The sequence below is a fragment of the Arthrobacter sp. 05L421 genome (assembly GCF_056397785.1).
The window spans coordinates 114,896-131,586 of the sequence record NZ_JBFTOC010000007.1; the positions used below are offsets into that span (position 1 = coordinate 114,896).

General features: G+C 67.5%; 14 protein-coding genes. 8 read left to right on the plus strand and 6 right to left on the minus strand.

Going from position 1 to position 16,691, the window contains the following annotated elements; all coding sequences use genetic code 11:
* Positions 1-38 precede the first annotated feature (38 nt).
* A complete protein-coding gene (locus AC1DKQ_RS10635) occupies positions 39-1,415 on the plus strand; it encodes an MFS transporter (RefSeq protein ID WP_476918961.1) in 1,377 nt (458 codons plus the stop codon).
* Between the two features lie 71 nt (positions 1,416-1,486).
* Here the strand turns inward: AC1DKQ_RS10635 and AC1DKQ_RS10640 are convergent, their stop codons facing one another.
* The 4 genes from AC1DKQ_RS10640 to AC1DKQ_RS10655 form a co-directional block, all read right to left on the minus strand.
* Entirely contained in the window at positions 1,487-3,817 is a 2,331-nt protein-coding gene (locus AC1DKQ_RS10640) for a glycoside hydrolase family 65 protein (protein ID WP_476918962.1), read from the minus strand.
* 98 nt (positions 3,818-3,915) lie between these two features.
* A complete protein-coding gene (locus tag AC1DKQ_RS10645) occupies positions 3,916-4,659 on the minus strand; it encodes an HAD family hydrolase (RefSeq protein ID WP_476918963.1) in 744 nt (247 codons plus the stop codon).
* Between the two features lie 148 nt (positions 4,660-4,807).
* Positions 4,808-5,830, minus strand: coding sequence for a LacI family DNA-binding transcriptional regulator (locus tag AC1DKQ_RS10650; protein WP_476918964.1), 1,023 nt, complete (start codon positions 5,828-5,830; stop codon positions 4,808-4,810).
* A 219-nt stretch (positions 5,831-6,049) separates the two neighbouring features.
* Positions 6,050-6,667 carry an alpha/beta hydrolase gene (locus tag AC1DKQ_RS10655; RefSeq protein ID WP_476884173.1) on the minus strand — a complete coding sequence of 206 codons (618 nt, stop codon included), beginning with the start codon at positions 6,665-6,667 and terminating at the stop codon, positions 6,050-6,052.
* Between the two features lie 313 nt (positions 6,668-6,980).
* Here AC1DKQ_RS10655 and AC1DKQ_RS10660 point away from each other — a divergent pair, with 313 nt between their 5' ends.
* From AC1DKQ_RS10660 to AC1DKQ_RS10685, 6 genes are all read left to right on the plus strand, one after another.
* Positions 6,981-7,244, plus strand: coding sequence for a DUF6458 family protein (locus AC1DKQ_RS10660; RefSeq protein ID WP_377984549.1), 264 nt, complete (start codon positions 6,981-6,983; stop codon positions 7,242-7,244).
* Between the two features lie 530 nt (positions 7,245-7,774).
* On the plus strand, positions 7,775-8,593 hold the full coding sequence (locus AC1DKQ_RS10665; protein ID WP_476884175.1) for a DeoR/GlpR family DNA-binding transcription regulator: 819 nt from the start codon (positions 7,775-7,777) through the stop codon (positions 8,591-8,593).
* Positions 8,590-9,576 carry a 1-phosphofructokinase family hexose kinase gene (locus AC1DKQ_RS10670; protein WP_476918965.1) on the plus strand — a complete coding sequence of 329 codons (987 nt, stop codon included), beginning with the start codon at positions 8,590-8,592 and terminating at the stop codon, positions 9,574-9,576. Before AC1DKQ_RS10665 ends, AC1DKQ_RS10670 begins: the two co-directional genes overlap by 4 nt.
* Before the next feature lie 2 nt (positions 9,577-9,578).
* Entirely contained in the window at positions 9,579-11,654 is a 2,076-nt protein-coding gene (locus AC1DKQ_RS10675; protein ID WP_476884177.1) for a PTS fructose transporter subunit IIABC, read from the plus strand.
* 69 nt (positions 11,655-11,723) lie between these two features.
* The gene (locus AC1DKQ_RS10680) at positions 11,724-12,005 is read left to right on the plus strand and encodes an HPr family phosphocarrier protein (RefSeq protein WP_018774864.1); all 282 of its coding nucleotides are present in this window, start codon (positions 11,724-11,726) and stop codon (positions 12,003-12,005) included.
* A 325-nt stretch (positions 12,006-12,330) separates the two neighbouring features.
* Positions 12,331-12,618 carry a DUF7218 family protein gene (locus AC1DKQ_RS10685; protein WP_476918966.1) on the plus strand — a complete coding sequence of 96 codons (288 nt, stop codon included), beginning with the start codon at positions 12,331-12,333 and terminating at the stop codon, positions 12,616-12,618.
* A gap of 35 nt (positions 12,619-12,653) precedes the next feature.
* Here AC1DKQ_RS10685 and ku read toward each other — a convergent pair whose 3' ends face one another.
* Positions 12,654-13,682: a non-homologous end joining protein Ku gene (gene ku / locus AC1DKQ_RS10690; RefSeq protein ID WP_476918967.1), complete on the minus strand. Its 1,029-nt coding sequence runs from the start codon at positions 13,680-13,682 to the stop codon at positions 12,654-12,656.
* A 109-nt stretch (positions 13,683-13,791) separates the two neighbouring features.
* On the opposite strand from ku, the gene AC1DKQ_RS10695 reads away from it, so the two are divergent.
* On the plus strand, positions 13,792-16,344 hold the full coding sequence (locus AC1DKQ_RS10695; RefSeq protein ID WP_476919012.1) for an ATP-dependent DNA ligase: 2,553 nt from the start codon (positions 13,792-13,794) through the stop codon (positions 16,342-16,344).
* A 22-nt stretch (positions 16,345-16,366) separates the two neighbouring features.
* Here AC1DKQ_RS10695 and AC1DKQ_RS10700 read toward each other — a convergent pair whose 3' ends face one another.
* Positions 16,367-16,624 carry a hypothetical protein gene (locus AC1DKQ_RS10700; RefSeq protein WP_476918968.1) on the minus strand — a complete coding sequence of 86 codons (258 nt, stop codon included), beginning with the start codon at positions 16,622-16,624 and terminating at the stop codon, positions 16,367-16,369.
* Positions 16,625-16,691 lie beyond the last annotated feature (67 nt).

Genomic DNA, 16,691 nt, shown 5'->3' on the forward strand with positions numbered 1-16,691 from the left:
CGCCAGCCGGCCGCGTGGCCGGCTATTAGACTGGGCCCATGCCCGCCCTGCGAGCCCTCCGCCCCTTCGCGCACCGGGAGTACCGGGTGCTGATCACGGCGCTGGCCATCTCCATCTTCGGTTCGGGAATGTGGGCCGTTGCGATGGTCTACGAGGTCATCTACCTGGGCGGCGGTCCACTGGAGCTCTCGCTGGTGGCTGCGGCGGGCAGCGTTGGGCTTGTGGCGTTTCTGCTGGCCGGCGGCATCGCCGCGGACCGCGTTCCCCAACGGCTGCTGATCATCGCGGTCGAGGGCGCCAACCTCGCCGTCATCGCCAGCATCAGCGCACTGGCCCTGGCGGGCTTGCTGCAGCTCTGGCATCTGGCGCTGGGGGCCTTCGTGCTCGGCGTCGGGGCTGCGTTCTTCTTCCCCGCCTATTCCGCCATTCTGCCGCGAATCCTGCCGCCCGAGGACCTGCTGGCGGCCAACGGCGTGGAGGGAACCATGCGGCCAATCCTGCAGCAGGCGGCCGGGCCTGCCGTCGCGGGCGTCCTGGTGGCGGCCATGTCCCCCTCGTACGCAGTCACCGGCGTGGCGGCCTGCCACCTGCTGGCTTTCTCCATCCTGAACTTCCTCCACCGCCAGCCCGCGGCGGGGGCGCCGAGCGCTGCGGGCAGCGCCGGCGGCCAGAGGCGGGCGAAGGCGTCCTTGCGCCATGACCTCCGCGAGGGCGTCAGCTATACCGTGCGCACGCCCTGGCTGCTGTGGACCCTGCTCTGGGCCTGCATTTCAGTGCTGTTCCTGATCGGCCCAATCGAGGTCCTGGTCCCGTTCGTGGTCCGGGACCAGCTCGGTGGGGACGCGCGCATGTTCGGCTTCCTGCTCGCCATCATGGGCGTCGGCGGCGCCGCAGCCTCGCTGGCAACGGCCTCTTTTCCCCTTCCGCGCCGCTACCTCACCGTCATGATGGTGTCTTGGGGAGCGGGCAGCCTGCCGATCGCCGCCATCGGAATTATGGACAGCTTCTGGGCCCTGGCAGCAGTACTGTTCATCTTCGGCGCCACCGGCAGCGTGGGCATGGTGATCTGGGGAACCCTGCTCCAGCGCCGCGTGCCGCCGCATCTGCTGGGCCGCGTCTCCAGCCTGGATTTCTTCGTGTCGCTGGCGCTCATGCCGGTCTCCATGGCACTGGCCGGACCGGCCGCCGAGGTGCTGCCGCTGTGGCTGATCTTCCTCGTCGCGGGGACCGTGTGTCCGGTGATGGCCGTCGTCGCGATGGTGGTGGCGCGGATGCCGTCCGATGAGCTGGCCAACCCGCTCGTCCGCAGCGCTGAAGTGTCCAGCGGCGCGGAAGAGGCCAGCGGAGCAGAACACGCCGGCGGCGCCGAAGACCCTGCCGAAGCCCTCGGATCAGGGGAGCCCGGCCAGAAGTAACGCGGGGTCATTTAGCGCCCATGTCCGGGGGATCATGGGCGCTAAATGACCCGCGTTGCTTTGGCGGTGCCTCAGACTGCGGCGCGCACCACCGGGATCGACGACGTCGGAAGGCCGCTGGGGAAGATGGTCGGCTCAGGGGCCGTGACGGGCGCCAGCGGGACCCGGACCGGGCCGCCGTCGACGGTGAGCAGTTCCCCGCGCACGTCGATCTCCAACGGGGCGCCTTCACGGACCGTCAGGCTGATCGAATCCTGTTCCAGCACGACGTGCAGGAGCCTGCCCTGGATTTTCAGGTGGAACTCAAGTCCGTCCCATTCGGCAGGCAGCCGCGGATCGAAGTACGGCACCGCGCCCTGGTCCCGCAGACCGGCGAAGCCGCTGACCAACGAGCTCCACACCCCGCCGGTGGAGGCGATGTGGACGCCGTCGATCGTGTTGCCGTGGGTGTCGTCGAGGTCGATGAACAGGGCGTGCGTGAAGTGGTCCAGCGCAGCCTTCCCGTAGCCGACCTCGGCCGCCATGATCCCCTGGACACAGGCGGACAGCGTGGAGTCGCCGGTGGTGATGGGATCGTAGAAGTCGAACGCGCGGCGCTTTTCCTCGGCGGTGAAGTCCTGCCACTGCAGGAACATGGCCAGCACGGTGTCGGCCTGCTTCAGGACCTGGTGCCGGTAGATCACCAGCGGGTGGAAGTGCAGCAGCAGCGGGTACTTGGACCGGGGCGTGGTCCAGTCCCACGGCTCCAAGGCCATGAAGTCGTTGTCCTGGGAGTGGACCTGGAGGTCTTCGTCGTAGGGCAACTGCATGCGGTTGGCGGCCTGCTCCCAAAGCTCGCGTTCGGCGTCGTCGATCTCCGGGTGATCCAGGGCCGCGGCGGTGCGCAGGTTGAAGCGCGCCATGACGTTTGTGTACAGGTTGTCGTTGACGACGGCGGTGTACTCGTCGGGGCCGGTGACGCCGTGGATGTGGAAGAGCCCGTCCTTGCCGAAGAAGCCCAGCGAGACCCACATCCGGGCGGTTTCGATCAGCAACTCGGAGCCCAGGGTGTCCTGGAACTCGGTGTCCCCGCTGGCCCAGATGTACCGGTTGGTCGCGAACGCGATCGCGGCGGCGATGTGGAATTGCGCGGTGCCGGCCGCGTAGTAGGCGCTGGCCTCGAGTCCGTTGATGGTGCGCCAGGGGAAGAGGGCGCCGTCCACGCTGAGCTCCTTGGCGCGGATCTTCGCCTCGGGCAGGAGGTTGTGGCGGAATTCCAGGACCTGGCGGGCGTTGCCCGGGTTCGTGTAGGTCAGGTAGGGCAGCAAGTACACTTCCTGGTCCCAGAAGTAGTGGCCGTCGTAGCCGGAGCCGGACACGCCCTTGGCCGGGATGCCGGCCACGTCGGCGCAGGCGGTGGCCTGTGCGAGCTGGAAGAGGTTCCACCGGACGCCCTGCTGGAGCTCGGTCTGCCCTGCCACCACGATGTCGCTGGTGCTCCAGTAGGCGCGGTAGTGGGCCTCGCTCTGGGCAAAGACCTCGCTGACCGGCAACAAGGCCGCTTCGGCGTCGTCGGCCAAGTCCGCCGAGGCCTGGCCCACGGCGTAGCTGACGCTCTTCTCCAGCACGAACGGTGCGTCCGCGCTGACGGCGAGCACGTAGCGGACGCTGCTGTCGTCCTGGTCCACCAGGGTATCGAAGGGCTGGACCCCGGCCGAGGTCCAGTGGTCCACGGCCATTCCGAGTCGCTGCTCGGATTCCGCAGCTTCCCACGCGAGGCGCAGGGAGCCGTCGCCGCCTTCGAGACGCAACGGAAGCAGCACGCGTCCGGCGTGACGGCCGGCACGGCGCGGGTCATGGGCGGAGTGATCGTCCACCGGCTGGTCCTGGCGGTTGATAACCGAGGACGTGACGTCCGCGGAGATATCCCGGTCGGCCGCCACTTCGAGGCTGATGCCCAGCGCCCCGCGGGATTCGTAGCCGACGGCGCGGCGTTCGGTGGTGGTCACGGTCGCGCCGGAGCGGCACTGCCAGGTGATCCGGCACTCGTAGATACCGGTGGCGAAGTCCACCGAGCGGCGGTAGTCCAGCACCGTCGACTCGTCCAGGCTCAACGGCTCGCCGTCGATGATGACGGTGAAGTTGTTGGCGTCCGGGACGTAGAGGATCCGCTGCCCGGTGCGCGCGAAGCCGTAGGCGTTTTCCGCGTGCTTGATGTCCCAGGTCTCGTGGAAGCCGTTGATGAAGCTGCCGGGAAGTTCGGCGTCAGCGGCGCCCCAGTGCGCGCCGCGGATGCCCAGGTGCCCGTTGCCGAGGCTGAACAGGGTCTCCAAGGTGCCGGCGTTGCCGGGCAGGTGGACGGTCTCGACCAGCTGCCAGGGATCGTTGGGGAACCGGGCGCGGTCCGAGGTGATGAGGGCCATGGTTTAGGGGTTCTTTCGGCGGGAGTAGGCAGTGAGCTAGGCGGTGGGAGCTGGCAGCCGCAGGGGCTGAGCTTATGGCGGCGGAAGCCGGCGCTGGGTTAGAGCAGTTCGGCGAGGTCGTTGACCACTACCGTGGCCCCGGCGTCGAGGAGGGTCTGCCGGCCGGCGCCGCGGTCGACGCCGATCACCGAGCGGAAGTCTCCCGCGCTGCCGGCCTGGACGCCGGAGACGGCGTCCTCCACCACAACGCAGTCCTGGCTCGGCAGATCCAGGAGCCGGGCGGCGTATTCGTAGGTGGCCGGGCTGGGCTTGCCGGGCAGCCCCTCGGCGACTGCGACGACACCATCGACCACAACGGGGAAGTAATCGGAGAGCCCGGCGGCTTTGAGCACGGCCGGGGCGTTGCGGGAGGAGGAGACGACGGCGAGCTTGAGTCCGCGGGCCAGCGCGGCGTCGACCAGCCGGACGGAGCCCTCGTAGGGCTGGACTCCGCCGGCCTCGACGATGTCGTTGAAGACCTTGTTCTTGCGGTTGCCCAGCCCATGGACGGTGTCATGCGCGGGCTCGTCGTCCGCCGGGCCCTCGGGCAGCACAATCCCGCGGGAGGCCAAAAAGTCCCGGACGCCGTCGAAGCGCGGCTTGCCGTCGATGTGGTCGAAGTAGTCGCTCTCACGGTACGGCGCGGCATCAGGGACCGAGGCCAGGAATCCGTCGAAGAGCTGCTTCCAGGCCTGCTCGTGCACCACCGCGGTGGGCGTCAGGACGCCGTCGAGGTCAAAAAGGATGGCGGATGCGCCGGAGAGTGCACCGGCGAGGCCGGAGGTGTCGGGAACTATAGTCATGAGTCAGGGTCCTTTCAGACAACGGGCAAGCTAGACGGTTTGCTCAAAGCGGCGGTTTAGGGCAGTCAGTTCAGGGCAGTTCCGGTGCGACGGCGGCTCTGCCTTTGCTGCTCTGTTTGGGGACGTTCCGGTAGGGTCGCCGCCCGGATCAGCGGCGGCGCGTGCTGGTGCGCTCTACCAATTTGGTGTCCAGCAGATGGTTCGACGGCGGACTGGCAAGCGGCGGATTGGGAAGTCCCGAGCGATGAAGTCTTTCAATCAGCAGGTTGGCCGCGAGAGCGCCTTGGTCGGCCACAGGCTGGGCCATAGTACTCAGGCCCAGGAACCAACTCATCTGATGATCGTCTATTCCTATGATGGACACGTTTTCCGGCGCTGACAAACCGAGCTCCCGTAGTGCCATGAGCGCGCCGAAGGCTGTCTCGTCGCAACCGGCGAAAACCGCGGACGGCATTTTGCGGTTTTCCGCGAGCTCTGCCATGGCCAGCCGGCCGCCTTCGATGCTCGATCCAGCGTCGATCACGAGGCCCGGATCTACCCCGAGGCCGTGGCCGGCCAGGGCCTCTTCGAAGCCCCGCCGCCGCTCGCTGGCGGTCACGAGGGAGGGTGCACCGGTTTCGCTGCCGGCGAGGATCGCGATGTCCCGGTGGCCCAGTTCCAGCAGGTGGTTCGTGGCGGCGCGGGCGGCCTCCGCGTTGTCAATGCCCACGTTGTCCCACGGCACGCCGTGCATCCCGACGCTGGCCACGGCGAGGCCCGACGCGGCGAGGGCGGCCAATTCGGCCTTACTGAGGCCGATGTTGAGCAGCAGCACGCCGTCCACGCGCTGGGCCAGGCCCGCGAGGTCGCCGAAGAGCTTCTGCTGCACGCTGGGCCGGTCCCGGAGGCTGATCAGGACGGTGTCGTAGCCGCTGTCCACGAAAACTTCCTCGGCCGCTTCCACCGCGCGGGCAAAGAACCATGCTGTGGCAGTCGGGGCGATGATGGCCACGGAACCGGTGTTGCCGCCGGCCAGCCTGGATGCTGCCGACGAGGCCTTGTAGCCCAGCTGGGCCGCCGCGTCGCCGACCCTTGCCTTGGCTTGCGCGGAGACGTTGGGAAGCTGCCGGAGTGCACGGGAGACAGTGCAGATGGAGAGCCCGGAGAGCGCGGCGACGTCCTGGATTCTCACGCGCGGGGTTTTGGCCTGCGGCACGGGCTCAGCCCTTTCTCCCCCCGAAGTAGTGGGCCCGGTGTTCATGGCCGAGGTCGATTGTAAGCGCTTACAAATTTGGCATGCAAGTGGATGGTCCCATGTCGGGCGAGTGTTTGGCCGCGCGTTCGGACGGCATCTGGTCAGTGGCTGGTCAGTGGCCGCCCGGCGGAGGCCCGGCGGCCGCTCTGGATCTGGTCAGCGCAGGACGTAGTGCCGCAGGAAGGCGCTGACGTCCACCAGTTCGGCCTTCGAAATCGAATGGCCCATGCCGGGGTAGGTCCGGGCCGTGAGCTGCGTGTTCCGGTCCAGCCACTCCTCGGTGTGTTCGGCAGCGGCGTCGTTAATCACGACGTCGGCCCTGTCCCTGCCCCAAAAGAATGGCGGCCGGGAGGTGAAGGACTCACTCATGGTCAGGAGCTCGTTGTCCAGGACAAAGCCCGAGAGTCCGACCACCGCGCGGAACTGGTCCGGCCGGAGCCGTAGAAGCGTGCTGGCCATGGCCATGCCCTGCGAAAATCCGAACAGGCTGACGCTGCTGTGCCGGGACTTGACGGACTCGATCCAGGCGAAGACACCGTTCGTGGAGGCGATGACGTCGGCAAAGTCGTGGGTGAGGAAGTAGTCCAGCAGGAACCAGCCGTGGTGGTCGCCGATGTCCTTGGGGCCGCGCAGCGCGGCGCAAGTGAACTCCGGCGGCAGGGAACTGAACAGCTTGGACATCCGGGACTCGTCCGTGCCATAGCCGTGCAGCATCACAAGCAGCGGCGTGCCAGCGCGCTCGTGTTCGGGTCGTGACCAGACGACAGTCTCCATGGGCTCAGCCTATCCAGAGCGGGCGCTTCCTCGGCCAGCACTCCTGGCACGGCGGCATTGCACTCAGGGCCGGCCTCCTGCGCCGGCCGTCGGCTCCGCCGCGGAATCGGAGACCCACTCTGGGACCCGCGGCGCGCCCGTGGGAAACCGGGGCGGACGTCCGAGCACGGGCCGGATGCCGGAACCTGTGCGGAAATATCCCGGCCGGACCGAGGGGGATTTCATTGAAACGGCAGGGTCGGGGTTGTAGCGTGACGCTGGACAGCATGCTTAGCATCACCCATCCGTCCCCCGGGACACCAAGGAGCACGTCATGAGAATCGGTTCCGCAATCTTCCTCATTGCCATCGGCGCCATCCTTGCCTGGGCGGTTGCCCCGGGGCTGATCCCCAACGTGAACCAGGCCATGATCGGTTACATCCTGATGGCGGTCGGCGTTATTGGACTCATCGCCTCCCTGGTCCTCGCCTCCCCCGGACGCGGCCGCTCGCGCCGGGTCAGCGAAAGCCGCACGGTTGTTGACCCCAACACCGGCGAGACCATCACACGCAATGAGAGCCGCGACGCGAGCCTCTAAGCTCCGCCCACGGCCCCTTCGCGGCGTGGAATCCAACGACCCGGAAGCCGGGCCGGGCCTTGAGGTCAGGCCCGGCTTCTGCCACTTATGCCGCACGCCCCACGCGGAGCACATGCCCAGCCCCCGGAGCAGACCATGGACATAAGCCCCACCTGCCCATCCCCTGGCCCCACCACTGGACATGTCCCCCCGGCACCCGGCCCGACCCCTCCGCGCGCGCGGAGCACATGCCCAGCCCCCGGAGCGGACCATGGACATAACCCCGACCCGCCCATCCCCCGGCCCCACCACTGGACATGTCCCCCCGGCACCCGCCCGCAGCCACCCCAACCAAGGGACATGCCCCCCGAAACTTACCCATTTTCTGCGTTCATGTGGTTTTTCATTGACAAACCAACATGAACGAAGATAAAGTCAAACAATTCCACTTCATGTGACGGGAGTCACCGAAGCGGCGACATCGGGTTCGGCATTTCAAAGGCCCGGAAAGAACAGAAGCCAAGACAGTCGCAGTACGCAATGGAGGGTAAGTGTTTGCCGAAGAACGCCAGCAGCTGATCGTGGGGCTCATCTACGCCAGCGGCCGGGCCAGTGTCACAGACCTGGCCGAGCGCTTCAGCATCACCACCGAAACCGTCCGAAGGGACCTCGCCGCGCTGGAAACCGCCGGCAGTGTCCGCCGGGTGCACGGCGGCGCTGTCTCCCCGGACCGCTTCAGCACCACGGAGGAAAGCGTTCTCGAACGGACTGTCCAGCGCCAGTCCGAGAAGACCCGGATCGCCGAGGCCGCCCTTGCCCTCATGCCCCCGGGCCTCACCGGCAGCATCCTGATCGACGCTGGCTCCACCACAGAAGCCCTCGCCGAACTCCTGTCCGCCCGGGCCGCCGCAGCAGCCGCCGCCGGCAACCTGCCCGGCCCTGGGTCCGACGCCGAACTCGTCGTCATCACGCACTCCCTTCCCATCGCGTCCAGGCTGTCCGGCGAACCCGGCATCGCCCTGCACCTGCTCGGCGGCAAAGTCCGCGGCCTGACGCAGGCCGCCGTCGGCCAGTCCACGGTGGAGGCCGCCCGCCGGATCCGCCCGGACATCGCCTTCATCGGCACCAACGGCATCCATGCAGCCTTCGGGCTGAGCACACCCGATCCTGAAGAAGCCGCGGTCAAGGCTGCCTTCGTCCAATCAGCGCGCCGCATTGTGGTGCTGGCTGATTCCTCCAAGCTGGACGCGGAGACGCTGGTCCAGTTCGCCTCGTTGAAAGATCTGGACACCGTGATCACAGACACCCAACCCAGCCGGGAACTCGCGGACGCCCTTGCGGAAGCCGGAGTGGAGGTGGTGGTCGCGTGATTGTCACCCTTACCGCCAACCCCAGCCTGGACCGCACCGTGGCGCTGCCCGGCCCCCTCCTCCGCGGAGAAGTCCAGCGGGCCATTTCCGTCCGCCAGGAATCGGGGGGCAAGGGAGTCAACGTCTCCCGCGCCCTCGTTGCCTCGGGGCTCAAGACAGTCGCCGTCCTCCCCGGCGCCGAGGCCGACCCTGTCCTCGCAGGCCTGCGGGAGACCGACGTTCCGTTCGCGGCCCTCCCGATTGACGAGCCGCTGCGCAGCAATGTGGCCCTCACCGAGCCCGGCGGCGTCACCACCAAGATCAATGAACCCGGACCGGTCCTGAGCGCGGATCAGCAGGAGGCCCTGATCAGCCTGCTGCTGGACCACGCCCGCGGCGCCGCCTGGGTAGTCCTGGCCGGCTCGCTCCCACCAGGGGTTCCAGCCGACTTCTACGCGACCGTCACCCGGCGGCTGCGTTCCCTGTTCGACGGCGAGGCCGCACCTCGGGTCGCCGTCGATTCATCTGGCGAACCCCTCGCCGCAGCGGTCTCCGGCGACACCTCGGGAAAACCGGACCTCTTGAAACCCAACGCCGAGGAACTGGTGGAACTGGCTGCCGCAGCCGGTTTCGCCACGAACAAGTCCGCCGAGGAGCTCGAAGCGGACCCGGAGGCTGCAGCAGCGGCCGCCGCCGCCGTCGTGCGCTCCGGAGTGGGTGCCGTACTGGCCACCCTCGGTTCCAAGGGTGCCGTTCTTGTGACGGCCGACGGCGCGTGGCTGGCCACGCATCCGCCGGTCACCGCGGTCAGCACTGTCGGCGCCGGCGATTCCTCGCTGGCTGGATACCTGCTCGCATCCAGCCAGGGCGCCGCCCCGGTCGATTGCCTCCGTCAGGCGGTGGCCCATGGTGCCGCCGCCGCTTCCCTGCCTGGCTCCACTGTCCCGGCAGTCAACCAAACCACCCCTGATGCCGTAACCATCACGGCCCTCCGGAAGGATTGACAGTGACACAGCTCATTACTACCGAACTGGTCGAGCTCGACCAGAATCTGGGCAACTCGCCCGAGGACGTGATCCGGCATCTGGCAGGCAGAGTTGCCGCCACCGGACGCGCCACCGAGGCCGAAGGCCTCTTTGCCGACGCCTTTGCCCGGGAATCCAAGACCGCCACGGGCGTCCCTGGCGGCATCGCGATCCCGCACTGCCGCTCGACGGCGGTCACCGAGCCCACCCTGGCGATGGCGCGGCTGTCCCAGCCGGTGGACTTCGGTGCCAAGGACGGCCCTGCGGACATCATCTTCTTCATCGCCGCTCCTGAGGGCGCGGACCAGGACCACTTGAAGCTGCTTTCGAAGCTGGCACGGTCGCTGATCAAGAAGGACTTCACGGCCAGCCTGCGCGCCGCGACCTCCCAGGCGGAGATCGTCGAGCTCGTCGATGGCGCACTGGCGGACAAGCCGGCGGCCCATACCCCGGCCGAGGCGACCGGCGCAGCTTCCGCGGCCGCCGCCTCAGCCGCTGCCGGCGCCGGTGAAGGTGCGGGCGCAGCGAAGGCCAAGGGGCCCAAGCGCCTCGTCGCCGTTACTGCCTGCCCCACCGGCATTGCCCACACCTACATGGCCGCCGACTCGCTCGTTGCAGCGGCCAAGGAGGTCGGCGTGGACCTGCAGGTGGAAACCCAGGGGTCCTCCGGAGCCAAGGCACTTGACCCCGCCGTGATCGCCGCCGCGGATGCCGTGATCTTCGCCGTGGACGTAGACGTGCGCGGCAAGGAGCGCTTCGCCGGCATGCCGGTGATCAACGCGCCGGTCAAGCGGGGCATCGACGAGCCGGACAAGATGGTAGCGGAAGCACTCGCCGCCGCAGACAACCCCCATGCCCGCCGCGTGCCGCACTTCGGCGCCGAGGAGCAGGCCGAACACGAGGCCGAGGAAAAGGGCGAGCACCTTGGCACAAAGCTGAAGAAGGCCCTCCTGACCGGCGTCAGCTACATGATTCCGTTCGTGGCGGGCGGCGGTCTGCTGATCGCCCTCGGCTTCCTGTTGGGCGGCTACGACATCACCGCTTTCGCGGACAAGATCCTGGCGGAGAACAGCCTCTTCAACTTGCCCACCGCGTACCCGGAACTGGCGTGGGGCCCGCTGGGTGCCTACCTCGGTGCCGTGCTGTTCAAGATTGGCGCCCTGTCCCTGGGCTTCCTTGTGCCGGCGCTGGCCGGCTACATCGCCTACGCCATCGCTGACCGGCCGGGCATCGCCCCGGGCTTCGTTTCCGGCGCCGTTGCCGTCTTCATGGGTGCAGGCTTCCTCGGCGGCATCGTGGGCGGCCTGATCGCCGGCTACGTGGCGCATTCCATCGGCAAGCTCAACGTGGCCCGCTGGCTGCGCGGCCTGATGCCGGTGGTCATTATCCCGCTCGTGGCGTCGCTTGCGGCTTCCGGCCTGCTGTTCGTGTTCCTGGGCGCCTACATCGCCCGGGTCACCGTCGGGCTCAACGAATTCTTGTCCGGCCTTACCGGTGCCAGCGCCGTCGCACTTGGCATCATCCTGGGCCTGATGATGTGCTTCGATCTCGGCGGTCCGGTCAACAAGGTTGCCTACTCCTTCGCCGTCGCTGGCCTGAGCGCCGCCTCCATCACCAACCAGGCTCCGTGGCAGATCATGGCGGCCGTCATGGCCGCCGGCATGGTCCCGCCGCTGGCCATGGCGCTGGCTGCGACCGTGCTGAACAAGAAGCTCTTCAGCCTGGCGGAACAGGAAAACGGCAAGGCCGCATGGCTGCTGGGAGCCTCCTTCATCACCGAAGGCGCCATCCCCTTCGCGGCCGCGGACCCGCTGCGCGTCATCCCCGCCAGCATGCTCGGCGGCGCCGTAACCGGTGCCATCTCGATGGCGGCAGGCGTGGGGTCGAAGGCCCCGCACGGCGGAATCTTCGTCTTCTTCGCGATCGATCCCTTCTTGATGTTCGTCGTCGCGATTGCGGCCGGTACGGTCGTAAGTGCCTTCGCCGTGATTGCGCTCAAGCGCTGGGCAGTCAAGAAGCCGGTTGGTACGGTGGAAACGGTTCCCGTAGCCGCCTGAACCAGTGCACGATTTTCCAAGCAGATACTCACAGCTGATGAATACCCAAGCTGACTTCAAGGAGCAGAAATGACCGAACGTAACGCCACCATTGCCAGCCGCGTTGGGCTGCATGCCCGTCCGGCCGCCATCTTCGCCGAGGCTGCAGGCGAGTTCGACAACCTCGAGATCACGATTGCCCGCCTGGGCGAGCCGGAGGACGAGGCCATGGACGCCGCCAGCATCCTGTCGCTGATGAGCCTGGGCGCCTCCCACGGCGAGGTTGTGGTGTTGCGTGCCGAGGGTGAAGGCGCCGACGCGGCACTGGACCGCCTCGTGCAGATCCTTGAGACGGATCACGACGCCGAATAGCCTCACCTTCCGGCCCCGCGCCGGAACACCGGCAGCACCAGAAGGCCCGGCCGCCCCCGAGTTAGGGGCCGGCCGGGCCTTCGCGTTTTCCACCCCCTAGTTCAATGGCAACGCGGGGTCACTTACGGCCCATTCCGTTGGGGAACATGGGCGCTAAGTGACCCCGCGTTGCTCTGGCGGCGGACCGTCAGTGACCGCTTTTTGTCAGTGACCTTAGTAAGTGCTTGTCACCGCCCTGCGGCGCGGCTAGTTTGGAATCCCCGGCGGCACCGTCCGCGCGCCGCCGCCCAAGTGGTTCCCGGCCGAAGGAGATGACCTCGCAGCCATGCCAACGACGAAGGGCGAGCCCCGCGGCTCAGAAAGCCCCAGCATCAAGGACCCCGAGCTCTACGAGAAGCTGGTAAAGGACGGCGCCTCCAAGCAAAAAGCCGCCAGGATCTCCAACGCCGCCGCCAAGCGGGGCCGTTCCTCAGTCGGCCGCAAGGGCGGCAAGGCCGGTGACTACGAGGACTGGACGGTGCCACAGCTGAAGGAACGGGCCAAGGAGATCGGCCTCAAGGGCTACTCGGCCAAGAAGAAAAGCGAGCTCATTTCCGCCCTGCGAAACTCCTGATCAGGGTGGGCGACGGCGCCAGACGACAGCCGGGCTCAGGCACCCTTTCGAGCCGCAGTCTTCGCGGCCGGCGCCTTGGAATCCGCCGCAGTCTTGGGAGCCTCCGCGGTTTTGGAAGCTCCGGCCTTGGAAGCCGCCGCGGTCTTGGTGGACGCCGCCTTGCTTGCCGTGGACTTGCTGGCGGTGGACTTGGCCGCCGTCGTCTTGGCGGACGCCTTCGGGGCAGCCTTGCCGGCGGATGCGGAGGCCTCGGCGGGAGCTTCCGCGGCCCCTCCCCCGCCGCCGCGCTTTTTCTCGATGCTGCGCTTGAGGGCTTCCATCAGGTCGATAACTTCGCCCTCGCCCGCCTCGGCCGGGGCACCGAAGGTCTCCTCCGTGTCCAGCGACTCCCCCTTGTCCAGCTTCGCCTCGATCAGCTGGCGCAGTTGCTCCTGGTATTCGTCCGTGAACTGGTCCGGCACAAAATCGGAGGCCATCGAATCAACCAGGGCGGCGGACATTTCGCGTTCCTGCGCGGAGATCCGGATGGAGGTCTCGAGTGCGGGAAAGCTGGCCTCGCGGACTTCGTCGGCCCACAGCAGCGACTGCAGCACCAGGACGTCGTCGCGAATCCTCAGCGCACCAAGCCGGGTCTTGTCCCGGAGCGCGAACTGCACAATTGCCACACGGTCCGTGTCCTCCAGGGCGCGCCGCAGCAGCACATAGGCCTTGGGCGACTTCGAGTCGGGTTCAAGGTAATAGCTTTTTTCAAACATCATGGGATCGAGCTGATCGACCGGAACGAACTGGACCACTTCGATTTCGTGGCTGTTTTCCGCCGGGATGGACTTCAGCTCGTCGCGGGTCAGGACCACCGTGCGGCCATCGTCCTCATACGCCTTGTCGATGTCCTCGTAGTCGATGACCTTACTGCAGACCTCGCAACGGCGCTGGTAGCGGATCCTGCCGCCGTCGGCGTTGTGAACTTGGTGGAGACTGATGTCGTGGTCCTCAGTGGCGCTGTAGACCTTGACGGGCACGTTGACCAGCCCGAACGCTATTGCGCCTTTCCAGATGGCTCTCATGGATCAAGTGAACATCACAGTTGCGCGGAGGTGAAGGGTTTTGCCCAACGGTAAGGAACGCGTCCGGGTGGACGGACGCGAACTGGTGCTCACCAACCTGGAAAAAATCATGTACCCGGAGACGGGAACCACCAAGGCCGACGTCCTGGCCTACTACGCCGCCGTCGCGCCGGTGCTGATCCCCGCTGCCCGCAACCGGCCGGCCACGCGGAAGCGCTGGGTCCACGGCGTCGGGACCGCCGACGCCCCCGGGGAAATGTTTTTCCAGAAGAACCTGGACCATTCAACGCCAGGCTGGGTGCCCCGCGCCGCCATCACGCACAAGGACCGGACCATCCAATATCCCTTGGTCAATGATCCCGCCACGCTCACCTGGCTGGCCCAGATCGCAGCCCTGGAGATCCACGTGCCTCAGTGGGGGGTGGACTCCCACGGCAACGCGCTGCCGCCCGACCGGCTGGTGCTGGACCTGGACCCCGGCGAGGGCGCTGGGCTGGAGGAGTGCGTGGAGGTGGCCAAGCTGGCCCGCACCATCCTGCAGGATGTGGGCCTGGACCCGGTGCCCGTGACGAGCGGCAGCAAGGGCATTCACCTCTACGCGCCTTTGGACGGGTCCCAGAGCTCGGACCAGATTTCCGACTTCGCCCGCGAACTGGCCCGCTCGCTCGAAGCAGACCACCCGGATCTGGCCGTCAGCGACATGAAAAAGACACTGCGTACCGGCAAGGTCCTGGTGGACTGGAGCCAGAACAACGCCGCCAAGACCACTATCGTGCCGTATTCGCTGCGCGGCCGGCTCCGGCCCACAGTGGCCGCACCGCGCACGTGGCGCGAACTCAGCGCCCCTTCACTGCACCACTTGGACTTCCAGGAGGTGATGAAGCGCGTCGCAGCCGGCAAGGATCCGTTCGCTCTGGTCTCCGGCGGCCGGCACGACGCCGGAGCCGAGGCAGCCCACGCGGCGGTCAGCAGCCCCAGCGGACGGGCTGAAATGCCGCCCGAGCTGGCCGGCGACGGCGGCGACACCGACCCGCGGCTGGAAAAGTACCGGACCAAACGGGACAGGGCAGGAACGCCAGAGCCCTTCACCGCGGAGCGGCACCACGCCGACGGCGACGGCGGCGGGACACGGCAGGAGAAGTTCGTCATCCAGGAGCACCACGCCAGGCGGCTGCACTACGACTTCCGGCTCGAACGCGACGGCGTGCTCGTGTCCTGGGCACTGCCCAAGGGCGTCCCGACCAGCAAGGCAAAAAACCATCTCGCGGTCCAGACCGAAGACCACCCGATGGACTACGCGGACTTCGAAGGTGACATTCCCCAGGGCCAGTACGGCGCCGGGGTCGTCAGCATCTGGGACAGCGGATACTACGAATGCGAAAAGTGGATCGCCGGCAAGGAAGTCATTGCCACGCTGACCGGGGCAGAGGGCGGCGGCCTTGGCGGGACCCGCAGGTTCGCCCTGATCCACACCGGCCAGGCCAACGACCAATGGCTCATCCACCTGATGGACCCGGCCGGCCCGAAAGACTCCCCGGCCGGGCGGCGCCCCTCCGGCGCAGAAGACGACGAGGACGACGTCGGCGGCAGCGGAAGCGAGGACGGCGGCCGCCAAGTCGAAAGCGAAAGCCAGGACCAGGGCCAGGGCCAGGTCGCCGGCGGACCGGAAACCGATACACGCCACGAACCAGCCCCCGACGCCTCCGCGTTCAGCCCGATGCTGGCCACGTCCGGGACCCTGGCGGACCTCCCGGACCTGGACTGGCAGATCGAGCTCAAGTGGGACGGGGTGCGGGCCCTGGTCATCGGCGATGCCACCAGGATCCGGCTCATCAGCCGCAACGGCATCGACATGTCCCTGAGCTACCCCGAACTAACGGACCGGTCCCACTGGCCGGAACAGGACTTCGTCGCCGACGGCGAGATCATTGCCGTCGGGCGCTCCGGCCGGCCCGACTTCGGCCTGCTGCAGGGCCGGATGAAACTCACCAAGTCCGCGGACGTCAGCAAAGCGCGGGCATCGACGCCCGTGCGGCTGATGCTGTTTGATCTGCTCTTCGACGCCGGCAAGGATCTGCGGCGCCTGCCGCTGAGTGAGCGCCGCCGCGGGCTGGAGCAGTTCTTCCGCCCTTCCGCCGGCCCGGTGGAACTCTCGGGCGTGATCGACGGCGACGCCGAGCACATCCTCGAGAGCGTCGCCGAACTGGGGCTGGAGGGTGTCATGGCCAAGCGCACGGACGGGCGCTACGTCGGCCAGCGCAGCCGGTCCTGGCTCAAGCTCAAGGTTGAACGGACCCAGGAAGTGGTGGTGGGCGGCTGGCGGCCCGGAAAGGGCGGGCGCCGGGAATCCGTGGGCTCGCTGCTGCTGGGGATTCCGGACGGCGCCAAGCTGCGTTACGTCGGCCGGGTGGGCAGCGGCTTCAGCACCCGTGAACTCAAGGAACTCAGGCAACAACTGGACGCCCTGCCACGGAAGACCTCCCCGTTCCGGGACGTGCCGCACGCTGACGCCGCAGACGCCAACTGGGTGAGTGCAAAACTGGTGGGCGAGGTCACTTTCGGTGAATGGACCGGCAGCGGGAAACTCCGGCACCCGGTGTGGCGCGGCTGGCGCCTGGATAAGACGCCAGCCGACGTCGTGGTGGACCCTGGCGGCACCTAGTTAAAGGACCGGTTGTGATGGGCTAGTCGTGGTGGGGCATCTGCGGGCGGCTCTGCCGGTGCATGGCTCCGGCGGCCATCTGCTGGCCTTGCCGCCCGCGGGCGCTATCGCGGTCCTTGGGGTGGCGCTGCTTGCCGCTTCCGTCCGGCCACTGCTGTCCCTGGCCCGGCCCGGGGGGAGCATGGTGCAGTGTCTCCGGTCCGGGGGCTTCAGCCATGGACTGCCCCAGGTGGCTCGCGACCTCGGGCTCGATTTCTTCTCCGAACTGATGATCCGCCATTGATCTTCCTTTCCGCTGAAATAACCGCTGTGAAATGAAGTGTCCATCAATCGTAGGACCGCACTGA

Excerpts from the sequence above, each read along its gene's own strand:
- AC1DKQ_RS10635 (WP_476918961.1), top strand. The coding sequence starts at position 39 with ATGCCCGCCCTGCGAGCCCTCCGCCCCTTCGCGCACCGGGAGTACCGG.
- AC1DKQ_RS10640 (WP_476918962.1), bottom strand. The coding sequence starts at position 3,817 with ATGGCCCTCATCACCTCGGACCGCGCCCGGTTCCCCAACGATCCCTGG.
- AC1DKQ_RS10645 (WP_476918963.1), bottom strand. The coding sequence starts at position 4,659 with ATGACTATAGTTCCCGACACCTCCGGCCTCGCCGGTGCACTCTCCGGC.
- AC1DKQ_RS10655 (WP_476884173.1), bottom strand. The coding sequence starts at position 6,667 with ATGGAGACTGTCGTCTGGTCACGACCCGAACACGAGCGCGCTGGCACG.
- AC1DKQ_RS10660 (WP_377984549.1), top strand. The coding sequence starts at position 6,981 with ATGAGAATCGGTTCCGCAATCTTCCTCATTGCCATCGGCGCCATCCTT.
- AC1DKQ_RS10680 (WP_018774864.1), top strand. The coding sequence starts at position 11,724 with ATGACCGAACGTAACGCCACCATTGCCAGCCGCGTTGGGCTGCATGCC.
- AC1DKQ_RS10685 (WP_476918966.1), top strand. The coding sequence starts at position 12,331 with ATGCCAACGACGAAGGGCGAGCCCCGCGGCTCAGAAAGCCCCAGCATC.
- ku (WP_476918967.1), bottom strand. The coding sequence starts at position 13,682 with ATGAGAGCCATCTGGAAAGGCGCAATAGCGTTCGGGCTGGTCAACGTG.
- AC1DKQ_RS10695 (WP_476919012.1), top strand. The coding sequence starts at position 13,792 with ATGTACCCGGAGACGGGAACCACCAAGGCCGACGTCCTGGCCTACTAC.
- AC1DKQ_RS10700 (WP_476918968.1), bottom strand. The coding sequence starts at position 16,624 with ATGGCGGATCATCAGTTCGGAGAAGAAATCGAGCCCGAGGTCGCGAGC.